The following is a 10687-nucleotide window of genomic DNA, read 5'->3' as shown; positions in this document are numbered from 1 at the left end:
TTTCTCTTTTTTAGAGAGGCAAAGCAAGCTTTCGGCAGTTTCAGATTTCATAAGGCAATCATAAGTATTGAGTTGCCCAATATTAGATCAGACTTCAATGCGGATTGGTATAAGGATTGCTCTGTGCTTCTCAGGCGAGGGTTATGACATTAGGAACTGATAAGGCTGTGGGTATGTCGAAGCAGCGCTCTGTGCACATCTGTAGGTGATTAGGCAGGTGCAGATGTGTCAAGGTCACTCCGGTTGGAGCAATGGAGAACAAAGTGTTGAGGAAAATGGTTACCCGAGAGGGAAATAAAAAAGCCTGCAAGAGGCAGGCTTTAGTTGGTGTACTCGAAGACTTTAACCACCTTGCGCACGCCGGCAGTGTTGCGGGCGACATCGACGGCCAGGTTAGCCTGGGATTTGTCGATAAGTCCCAGCAGGAACACTTCACCGTTTTCGGTAATCACCTTAACCCGGGTAACGTCCAGGTCGTCGGTATTCAGCATACGGGTTTTCACCTTGGTGGTGATCCAGGCGTCATTGGAGCGGGTGGTGAATGAGGTAGGGTTACCTATCCGGATCTGGTTGAACAGCTTGCCACCCAGTTGCAGTTCTTTGACCACACGGATAGCCTTGTCACGCAACATGGAGTTGGGTGACTGGCCAATCAGCAGAGTGTTGCCATTCATCACTACGCCGGTGATGTTGGTCTGGTTCTGCAGGTCTTCATGTTTGGACAGAGCTGAAGCAATTTCAAAATCAGCATTGGTGTCATCGAGTTGGGTGCGGAAGCTGCGCTCGTCATTGGCAACTACCGCTCCGCCAACAGCACCCACTACCACGACGCCGGCACAGCCTGACAGCAGTGACATTGCCAACAGCAGTGGGATGAGTCTCATCATGCCTGTTCGTCCTGCGGGAACAGCGTGCGGTCTATGTTGTCGCACAGGCAGTGGATCACCAACAGGTGTACTTCCTGGATACGGGCTGTGACGTTGGAAGGTACGCGGATTTCCACATCTCCACCGCCCAGCAGACCTGCCATGGCACCACCATCTTTACCAGTCAGAGCAACAATAGTCATATCACGGCTCAGTGCTGCTTCCATCGCTTTGATGACGTTACCTGAGTTACCGCTGGTTGAAATTGCCAGCAGGATATCGCCGGGCTGACCCAGAGCCAGGATCTGCTTGGAGAAGATTTCGTCATAGCTATAGTCGTTGGCAATAGCGGTAATGGTTGAGGTATCAGTTGTCAGCGCAATGGCCGGCAATGGTGGACGTTCCACCTCAAAACGATTCAACAACTCCGCAGAGAAATGCTGCGCATCACCAGCACTGCCGCCGTTACCACAAGCCAGAATCTTATTGCCGCCCAGTAGACACTGGACCATCATTTCTGCTGCTGTAGCGATGGATTCAGGAAGCGCCTCAGCTGCGTCTATCTTGGTTTGGATAGATTCAGTAAAGCTGTCTTTGATACGTTCTAACATGGATGAACCCTTAATCTCTATCGAGTGGCTATCATGCCACAAACGGAAATCCGAGTTGAGGCAAGAATTGTAAAATTATTAAAGTCCTGCAGATTATTGCAATCGACTTAAAAGATGTCGGTGAGCCATTGAATATGTTTGCCTTCAATGGCGACCAAATCAAATCGGCAGGGTGCCTGAATTCGGTGTAGCTGCAGATAGTGGTTTGCAGCTTTGCGCAGTCTTTGTTGCTTCCTGGGGCCAACGGCACTGATTGCACCGCCGAAGTTGGCAGATGCCCGATATTTTACTTCAACGAACACCCAGTTTTGGCCTTCTCGCATGACCAGATCCAGTTCACCGAAAGGATAGCGAACATTTGACTCAACCCACTTGAGCCCTTGTTGCTCAAGATAGGCCTTAGCCTGTTGTTCCGCTATCTCGCCCTGATTCATAGTGGCTTGAACTTGCCTCTTTGGTATTTACCCCAGCTAAGATGACGTTCCAGCACGCCTTCAGGGGTAACAGACAGTTCGCCACTTCGTCCCTGATATTGGAAGCCAGGGAAAGCACGCATTTGCGCCAGTCGGCCGACCAAATCCAGTGAATCATATCCCATGATATATAAACGCTTCTGGCTGTTACGCCAGGTCGGCCACAGCTTGGCTACCTCGGCAGTTTCATTGTTCGGTTGGATCAGCCAAGGTATATCGCTGAAGGTAATGTTATTCAGTTCAATGGCGGTTTGGCTGGTGTCTTTATCCAGTCTTGCCCTGCTTGAAGTGTACAGGGGCACCGGCTGGGCAAAGACACTGAAGCTGACATCAATAAAAGGTTTTAGCAGCGTCAGTTCGCCACTATTGGCCACCATATAAATGGCATCAATATCACGGCGCGAGCGGAAATCTGCTTCGAGACTGGTGCCAATCAATTGCTTCATTCTGGCAATACGCTCTTCAGAATCCTTAACTCCCAGCGCCGCCTTGACGGCATCACCCATTTTGTCGCCTTTGGGGTAGTAATGAACCTCAGCTTCTTTATCTGTCAGCTGCATCCACTCCTGCTTGAAGGCCTCCGCCATGCGGCGGCCGGCAGCATCACCGCTGACCAATAACAGGGGAACACGAATACCATCCTGATAAAGGCGCAGTGCAGCATCAGACGCTTCCTGGGATGGAGACAGAGCAAAAAAGTACTGGTCTTCCGTATCACCGCTTAGCTGGCTGGGTTGGTTCAGGTACAGCTGCGGAACGGCTGTCGCCTGTTGGTCCGGCTGTGCCAGAAACGTTTGCAGCTTATTGACGTTGTCAGGCAACAGAGGGCCAATAACAAACTCAACGCCATCAGCCTGTGCCTTTTGATACGCGGTTACGACATCAGCGGCAGTGTCGTAAAAGAGCACTTCGACGTTAGCGTCACCCTGATTGACATAGTTGCTGAGAATACCCTGCTTAACCGGGTTAGCGACGCCGGCCCGAGCTCCAGTCAGTGGCAAGAGTACGGCAATCTTCTGTGGACGATAGGGCTTGGTATTCAACGCTTTTTCAAGGTCGGTGGGCAGCTTGAACGCGCCTGGATGGCCAGGGTTTTTCTGCTGCCATTGACCTAAGTAGCGGACCAATTCATTGGGAGCGACTGCATAGTGCTTCGCCAGATACGCCAATTGCATCCAGCCTGCAAAGATCGGGTTGCTTTGATCTTCGGTAAATTGAGCCAGCTGTTGGTCATTCAATGGCTGCAATGCCTGCCAGATCTGATCATTAATCTGAGCGCGATCTGCCGGCGCCAGGTACTGCTCCAGCATGCTGAGTTGGCGAACCTGTTCTACAGGTTGTTGCAGTTGCTGGTAGAGTTTGGCTTTAAGGAGATAGTATTCACGCCACTGCCAATCGGGCAGTGACCAGTCTGGGCGGTAACTCAGCATGTGCAGTGCTTCAGCAGGCTTGTCCTGAAGTCTCAATGACAGTGCCTGAAGGTAGTTATGCTGCGCTTGTATTTCAGGCTGAGTTCCCTGAGTGTTGCCCATGGATAACAACAGCTTATCAGCACTGTTGTAATCTCCCTGATTGAGGTAAGCCTGAGCCGCCAGTAAGGTATACCTTTGCTTAATCTGTTGGCTCTGACCTGGTTGGATCTTAGCCAGATACCAGGCCGGGGTGTTGGTTACATTTTCCAGTGATACGACTTCCACTGCTGGCTGTGTCGATTGCTGGGTGCTGGCACAGCCGCCCAGAATGACAGCAGAAACCACCAGGGGAATTAACTTTGTTGTCTTGATGCTTTTCAACACTTGGCTTCACTCTGATAAAATGCTGGCTGTAGTTTATACCAATCTGCATAAGAATGTGACTAGTTCAACCTGTTGCGCCTCGCTGTTGCTACAGAATCTGTCGCTTGAACTGGTTGATAAACACACTGAATATTTTGAGAGCTGATTGCATGGTGCAAAGTCGGCTCTTGTCATCGTCTACGCCGAGGTAACTATGACCCTGCCGGTCGCGCTATATATTGTTCCAACTCCAATCGGTAATTTGCAGGATATGAGCCCCAGAGCTGTTGAAGTACTCGAGCAGGTTGCTCTGATTGCCTGTGAAGATACCCGCCACAGCGGCAAGTTACTAAAGCATTTTGGGATCAGCACCCGAACCACGGCGCTGCATGACCATAACGAGCGTGCCCGGGCACAGTGGATTGTGGAGCAATTGGCCAGTGGTCATGCGGTGGCCCTGATTTCCGATGCGGGTACGCCACTGATCTCAGATCCTGGTTATCACCTGGTGACTCATGTTCGTGCCGAAGGGTATAACGTGGTGCCTCTGCCGGGCCCATGTGCTGCGATTACCGCTCTGAGTGCTTCTGGTTTGCCGTCAGATCGTTTCTCCTTTGAAGGCTTTTTACCATCGAAGGAAAAGGCTCGTTTGGATAAATTGACCGAGCTGAAAGAAGATCCCCACACTTTGATTTTCTATGAGTCCCCACACCGTATCGCCTATAGCCTGGAAGCTATTGCCAAGGTGTTGGGTGAAGACAGACAAATTGTAATGGCTCGCGAGGTGACCAAGACCTTCGAAACCTTCCTGACTGGCGGTGCTGCTGAGGTACTGGAGAGGGTGAAGGCTGACGACAACCAGCAGAAAGGGGAAATCGTGCTGATGTGTCACGGTTTTATCGCGACCGATGAAGAGGGAATTCCGGCGGTTGCCATGGAAACCCTTAAGCTGCTGAGTGAAGAGTTACCGCTGAAAAAAGCGGCAGCCATTGCTGCACAAATCCACGGTTTGAAGAAAAATGCCCTGTATAAAGCGGGCCTTGAGGCTGGGCTTTAAGCAATTGCTGTTTTTCGCTGAAATAGTGGTTGGTTTGCCCAGATTGCTTGGGTATAATCGCCGCCGAGTTGGCCAGACAGTCGCCGCGTTCGTAAGAACGGGGAGGAAAGTCCGGGCTCCACAGAGCAGGGTGCCAGGTAACGCCTGGGCGGCGTGAGCCGACGACCAGTGCAACAGAGAGTAGACCGCCTGCCTTAGGGCCGGTAAGGGTGAAAGGGTGCGGTAAGAGCGCACCGCGCGGCTGGTAACAGTTCGTGGCACGGTAAACTCCACCCGGAGCAAGATCAAATAGGGTTCCACTACTTACCTCGGTAAGTTAATGCGTGGCTCGCGTTGGAACCGGGTAGATCGCTCGAGCCTGTGAGTGATTGCAGGCCTAGATGAATGGCTGTCCAAGACAGGACCCGGCTTATCGGCCAACTCGCTAAATTTATAGAAACCGCATTCCGAAAGGGATGCGGTTTTTTTATGCCTGCTTAACGTTGGAAAGAGCAGTGGCAAATGAAATCTGAAATAGCATCTTGTGTCATTCATTATTTGATATTCAGTATCACACTAAATACTAGTTATTTAGTGTAGAAATATTTGTAGTTTTTAATTCTGATATATCCGATGTTTTGTAGGTTAATATATAAGGCAATATTTGATATTGATATCGTGCTTTATTGTTGACTGTATAAAATATTTTAAATATTCGCACTATTAATGCATGTGTCACGCTTAGGTATTAAATCAGTGGATTAAAAATATGATGTTTTATTAATCTCATGTATTTTCTTTACTTTTTCTGAGGCGGCCTTATCTTGTGCATTTGCGAATTGTTGTAATCTTTTAATTGCAAAGTAGAACAATGGAGGTTTTACATGCAAAATAAACTATTAGTATCGATCGCAGTAGCATCTGCACTTTCAATGTCTAATTCTCAGGCAAATGAACAAGCATATTTGGCAAGTATCGATAAAAGTAAGGCGATTAAGAACAGCTATATAGTCGTTTTTAAAACGCCGAGCATAATTGACATGTCGAGCCGAAGCGCGATTGCCGACTATGCTCAGGTTGCTGCTCACTCTTTAGAAAACAAGTTTGGTATTCAAATAAAGAAGGGCTTTGGTGGTGCGCTTAATGGTGTGTTGGTTAATGCTAATTCTGAACAGCTAGCTCAGTTACTGAATAATCCAAATATTGATTTTATTGAACAAGATCAAATAATGTCTGTATCTCCTTTATCATCTGCAGCAAATAATCAGGCGGGAGCTACATGGGGTTTGGATAGGGTTGACCAGCGGTCTTTACCTTTAAGCGGTGACTATAACTATAACTATGATGGTTCTGGTGTTACTGCTTACGTTATTGATACTGGTGTTTCAAGTCACGCGGAATTCAATGGTCGACAATCTCACGGATGGGACTTTATTGATAATGACGCTGATGCCACAGATTGTCATGGGCACGGTACCCATGTGGCCGGGACTATCGGTGCCTCAACATATGGTGTTGCTAAGAATTCCAGCATAGTCGGCGTGAGAGTATTGGATTGTCAGGGTTCTGGATCTAATTCAGGCGTGATTTCCGGCGTCGACTGGGTTGCACAGAATGCGACAGGGCCTTCAGTTGCCAATATGAGTCTTGGGGGAGGCGCTTCACAGGCGCTGGATACTGCGGTAAGTAACGCCGTTGCGGCAGGCATCACCTTTGTGGTTGCTGCAGGTAATGATAACCAGGATGCTTGTAACTACTCCCCGGCAAGGGCTGCCAGTGCAATCACCGTTGGCTCCACAGATGACAATGACTCGCGCTCCAGTTTCTCCAACTTTGGTGAGTGTCTCGACATTTTCGCCCCGGGACGCAATATCACTTCTACCTGGATCAATGGAGGCACTAATACCATTAGTGGCACTTCCATGGCATCACCTCACGTAGCAGGTATTGCTGCGCTCTATCTGGGCGAAGACAGCACGCTCAGTCCAGCCCAAATTGAAACCATGCTGGCTGATCGCTCCACCAAGGATACAGTGACAGATCCAGGGCCACTGTCGGTTAATAAACTGGCCTATTCACTGTCAGACAGCGGTGGTCCGGGTGGCGAGCCGGTTTGTGGCGATACCTGTATGGAAAATGGTGTACCTAAAACCGGGTTAAGTGCCGGTTTCTTTGGCGCAACACACAACTATCGTATTGATGTGCCGGCAGGGAAAACTCTCACTATCACGGTTGATGGTAACTCCAGCAGAGCAGTGGCTTATGCCAATGCCGGCAGCACGCCAACCAGCTCGGTTTATGATTGTAAAACGTCGAGCAGTGGAAACCCGAAAACCTGCAGCGTGAGCAATACTCAGGCAGCCACTTATCATATTCAATTGACCAGTGGCTGGTTCAGCAGTTACAGCGGTGTGTCCCTGACAGCCAGCTACTGATAAGCCATTACCGAATAAAGCTCGCGTTAATCGCGAGCTTTTTATTTGGAGCTTTGTCTATGGATTTTTGTTCTCGATGAGTGACTGAATTCCGATACGGATTGCTACAAAAGTCAGGCTGCAGCTGACCAAGGTACACGATATGTTTGCAGGAGAATGGGGAAACTCAAGGTATAACAAAGCCGCCCTCGGGCGGCTTGGTTATGTCCGATAGAGGTGGAAGAATCGGACCGAAAAGGGAGTTTGGTCAGAGCCTCTGTTGGGCGTCTCCTCAGCGCTGTATCTTCAATTCGGCCGGTATAAATACTGGCTGTTGTCGGAGTCACAGTGGGTTGAGTTCTACGCCCCGTCATCAAGGCAAAAACCTCGCTTCCTGTTAATCACCCTAGAATAAATTGTGATGCGTGTCACGCTTTTTTGGTGTCAATTTGTATCCACTTGATGTGAATGAAAAATCAGAAATGACTCCTGACCTGGAAGCGCCACTCCCAGCTGTCGAGGCCGGGAGCACGGTTTAATGGCAGGCTGAAATCCACATGGGCAACGTTGCCATAGCTTGAGCGAGAGGAGTAAATACGCGCTCCCAGGCCAACGCTGGCCATCGGTCCTGAAAGCAGGTTGTTGTCATCATTTTCACCAAATGCTTCACCGGCATCTGCAAACAGGGCCCATCCCAATTCAGCGAGTTGGTATAGAGAAATATTGGGGTAATACCTGAGTTCGCTGGTAAATTGCCACTGTTGATCCCCCCATTGATAATCATCCGGGTAGCCACGTACTCCTGTGTTGTCGCCGAGTGTGGCTGGTTGATCCAGATAGTTGTTTTTACTGCTCAGTAATCGCAGCCTGTGGTAAAGCTTCCAGCTTTCGCTGAAGTTGTAGTACCACTCCCCCTGCAGAGCCAGTTGGTAGTGATCTGGGATTCTGGTGTTGAGTACCGCCTTGCCATTGGCGGAAAGCAACCAGAGTGAGTCTGCCTGTTTGAAGCCCCGGCTGGAACGCCACCAGAGATGAAAACCAGGATCGCTGTCGTCTGTGCGGGTTTCGACGCCCAGTTTAAAGAAATGATACCAACCCAGATTAATGTCTTCGTTGGTGTTGATCAGCCTGATGTTCTGGAACACTTTATACTCATCTTCAATGCTTTCGAGCGCTACCCAGGGGTAGAGAAACTCTCTGTCTTCGGGGAGTCTGGCATCAGGGTAGTCCTCCCAGAGGTTGAATCTGTGGTGGTCGTGGGTTATTCCCAACAGCAACCTGAGTGCCGTGCTGTCATCCCAGTCCAGGCGATGGCCATAGCTGACATTGGTATAGCTAATCTCGTGCTCAAATCCGGAAACATCTTCACCGTTTTGTCTCAAGGTGTCTTCACGTAGGTCTTCAAGGGTCTCCAGACCATATTGATTGATGCCATCCAGCGTAAAGAAGGGCTTGATAAAGGCAAACTTGTAGGCCTGGCCATCACTGTTGTCATAAATCTCTGCACTGACGCTGGCGTGTGGCAACCAGTTTACCGGGGCATCGATCGCCAGCTTGTAACCCGTTCTGTCTTCGCTGGACTGATACTTGAGGCGGGTACTGATGCCCCGTCCCATCAGGTTGTCTTCCTTGATCCCTATTGAGTAGCGATTTTCCCCGCCACTGCGACTGAAGCTCAGGGTTGGCAGCAGTGACCAGTTATCCCAGGTTTCCACCAACACCACATCCCGGCTTGCGACAGTGGCGGCAGGGTCAGGCTTCGGCAGTGTGATTTTACTGTCTCTGAGGAAAGGTTCTGCCCTGAGCAGACGCTGCGCTTCAGCAATATCTTTGTTATCTATAATATCGCCGGGAGCAAAGCTCAGATGGTCGAGAACGGTTTGCTCCCGGGTATTGATGTGAAGAAAGTTGGCCCAGTTATGGATAAAGAATGCGTCTTCTGCTGACTCATCAAAGATGGGGTGACTGACCACCACTATTTTGCTGACCTTGATTTGGTTTTCCCCCGGCTGCGACTCTTCAGCCAGCAATCCGGGTTGGACTGGCAGCATTAACAGGGATAACAGCAACACCCGGGGTGGGGTCATAGGCCCTCCTTGGATGGAAGATGCCTGCCTTGGGGGCAGGGTCAGCGCAGGTATATTTGTCTATGTCAGAGTTTGAATTGTAGTTCAATTAAATCAATGAGCTTTCACACAAACACTGACATTGGCCAGCATAACTTGTCAATTCGGCGGGCAAATGCCCGCCGAAAGAGGGCTAGAGGGTTGAGCGAGGGGTGACGGCAACGTTTGAGAAAATCAGCCCCGCCACAAGGGACATAAATATCAGAAATACCTGAGCGCCAATTTGGGCCTGATTCAGCATGACCTCGCCGGAGATGAGTGCGTTCAGACCTATATAGGTTTTACTGCCCGGCACCAGGATCACTATGCCCTGCAGCAGAGCTATGCTGGCAGGAGCCTTTTGCCACCGGCTGTAGAGGTTGGCATAAATACCCACTGCAAAAGCGCCGACAAAAATACCCATGGACTCACCCAGGTAGATGCCGCCAATTTGCGCAGCAATAAAGGCGATGATACCGGCGATGATTCCCCATGGCGCATCTTTACTGCGGGCTTTAAATAATATGACCAACGTGGCGGACAGGATCGGCACCGCCAGCCAACTGTGCCAGCGTTCCAGTGGGACAGGAATTACTTGAGGGACATCCCCGAATATCGCATGGCCTATTACCAGTCCCAACATGCCACCAAAGTAGAGTTTGCACATCAACATCATGGCATCCATGATGCGTGCCGTGCCGGACATTAGATCTCTCGCGGCCAGCTCTGCAAGACCAAGGGTCAGTGCCAGACCGGGAATAAAGATAATGATGGCGGAAAGCACCACCACGGGAATATTTAGCTGAGGGGAAATATGGGCAATGGCACAAGCCCCTATTGCGCAAAGAATGGCGGCCAGCGGCTCCAGCATTTCTGCCATACGCCTGGATTTTTCCGCTGCGATCACCAACAGATAAACCGGCAGCCCCAGTATTCCTGACCAGAACACATCCTGCCAACTGGTTCCCATCAACATGGCAAAAGCTGCAGGGCTGAGCATAAACGACAGGCCGGTCATTAGTCGCCCGTAGGGAGCAGGTTTATCAGCAATCTCCTGCAAACGTTCAATGGCATCGTCCAGTGTGCGTTCGCCTTCAAGCAGTTGATTAACCAGCTCATCGGTGCGCGCCAGCGAGCCAAGATCCAGATCGCCGGGATTCACCCTGGCCATATGGTTATATTCCTGGTCCGCATCATGCTGCAGCACAAAGGTCATGGTAGTCGGGGTAATAAGAAAGTAACCCTCGATACCCAAAGTTGATGCGACTCTGCGCAAATGGGCCTCAAGCCGGTACGCGGGCGTACCGAATTTATGCAGTGCCTTGCCCAATTGAATAATGAACTTTCGCTTTTTGAGAAACTCCTGAGTATCCAATTTACTTGCGTCCCGTGGCGTTAAATGAGGGT

The 10687-nt window shown here is 50.1% G+C and carries 8 protein-coding genes and 1 other RNA gene; 3 read left to right on the top strand and 6 right to left on the bottom strand.

Features of this window, described 5'->3' with window-relative positions:
* Positions 1 to 320 precede the first annotated feature (320 nt).
* The 4 genes from L2725_RS21210 to L2725_RS21195 form a co-directional block, all read right to left on the bottom strand.
* A complete protein-coding gene (locus tag L2725_RS21210; protein WP_249250813.1) occupies positions 321 to 887 on the bottom strand; it encodes a BON domain-containing protein in 567 nt (188 codons plus the stop codon).
* Positions 884 to 1477, bottom strand: coding sequence for a phosphoheptose isomerase (locus L2725_RS21205; protein ID WP_115138679.1), 594 nt, complete (start codon positions 1475 to 1477; stop codon positions 884 to 886). Before L2725_RS21205 ends, L2725_RS21210 begins: the two co-directional genes overlap by 4 nt.
* A gap of 107 nt (positions 1478 to 1584) precedes the next feature.
* Complete coding sequence (locus L2725_RS21200; RefSeq protein ID WP_249250812.1) at positions 1585 to 1911, bottom strand: YraN family protein; 327 nt, start codon at positions 1909 to 1911, stop codon at positions 1585 to 1587.
* The gene (locus tag L2725_RS21195; protein ID WP_249250811.1) at positions 1908 to 3746 is read right to left on the bottom strand and encodes a penicillin-binding protein activator; all 1839 of its coding nucleotides are present in this window, start codon (positions 3744 to 3746) and stop codon (positions 1908 to 1910) included. The genes L2725_RS21200 and L2725_RS21195 overlap by 4 nt, the downstream gene beginning before the upstream one ends.
* Positions 3747 to 3939: 193 nt before the next feature.
* Here L2725_RS21195 and rsmI point away from each other — a divergent pair, with 193 nt between their 5' ends.
* From rsmI to L2725_RS21180, 3 genes are all read left to right on the top strand, one after another.
* Positions 3940 to 4782 (top strand): 16S rRNA (cytidine(1402)-2'-O)-methyltransferase, encoded by an 843-nt coding sequence (rsmI, locus tag L2725_RS21190; RefSeq protein WP_249250810.1) that lies wholly within the window; start codon positions 3940 to 3942, stop codon positions 4780 to 4782.
* Positions 4783 to 4846: 64 nt separating this feature from the next.
* Positions 4847 to 5210: RNase P RNA component class A (gene rnpB, locus L2725_RS21185), an RNA gene on the top strand.
* Positions 5211 to 5645: 435 nt separating this feature from the next.
* Entirely contained in the window at positions 5646 to 7196 is a 1551-nt protein-coding gene (locus L2725_RS21180) for a S8 family serine peptidase (RefSeq protein WP_249250809.1), read from the top strand.
* A gap of 455 nt (positions 7197 to 7651) precedes the next feature.
* Here L2725_RS21180 and L2725_RS21175 read toward each other — a convergent pair whose 3' ends face one another.
* Positions 7652 to 9262: a ShlB/FhaC/HecB family hemolysin secretion/activation protein gene (locus L2725_RS21175; RefSeq protein WP_249250808.1), complete on the bottom strand. Its 1611-nt coding sequence runs from the start codon at positions 9260 to 9262 to the stop codon at positions 7652 to 7654.
* A gap of 172 nt (positions 9263 to 9434) precedes the next feature.
* Positions 9435 to 10655 (bottom strand): threonine/serine exporter family protein, encoded by a 1221-nt coding sequence (locus L2725_RS21170; protein WP_249250807.1) that lies wholly within the window; start codon positions 10653 to 10655, stop codon positions 9435 to 9437.
* Positions 10656 to 10687 lie beyond the last annotated feature (32 nt).

The organism is Shewanella corallii (assembly GCF_023349125.1).
Lineage (GTDB): Bacteria > Pseudomonadota > Gammaproteobacteria > Enterobacterales > Shewanellaceae > Shewanella > Shewanella corallii.
This window is presented reverse-complemented; position numbering and strand designations above follow the sequence as displayed.

Excerpts from the sequence above, each read along its gene's own strand:
- L2725_RS21175 (WP_249250808.1), bottom strand. The coding sequence starts at position 9,262 with ATGACCCCACCCCGGGTGTTGCTGTTATCCCTGTTAATGCTGCCAGTC.
- L2725_RS21205 (WP_115138679.1), bottom strand. The coding sequence starts at position 1,477 with ATGTTAGAACGTATCAAAGACAGCTTTACTGAATCTATCCAAACCAAG.
- L2725_RS21200 (WP_249250812.1), bottom strand. The coding sequence starts at position 1,911 with ATGAATCAGGGCGAGATAGCGGAACAACAGGCTAAGGCCTATCTTGAG.
- L2725_RS21180 (WP_249250809.1), top strand. The coding sequence starts at position 5,646 with ATGCAAAATAAACTATTAGTATCGATCGCAGTAGCATCTGCACTTTCA.
- L2725_RS21210 (WP_249250813.1), bottom strand. The coding sequence starts at position 887 with ATGATGAGACTCATCCCACTGCTGTTGGCAATGTCACTGCTGTCAGGC.
- rsmI (WP_249250810.1), top strand. The coding sequence starts at position 3,940 with ATGACCCTGCCGGTCGCGCTATATATTGTTCCAACTCCAATCGGTAAT.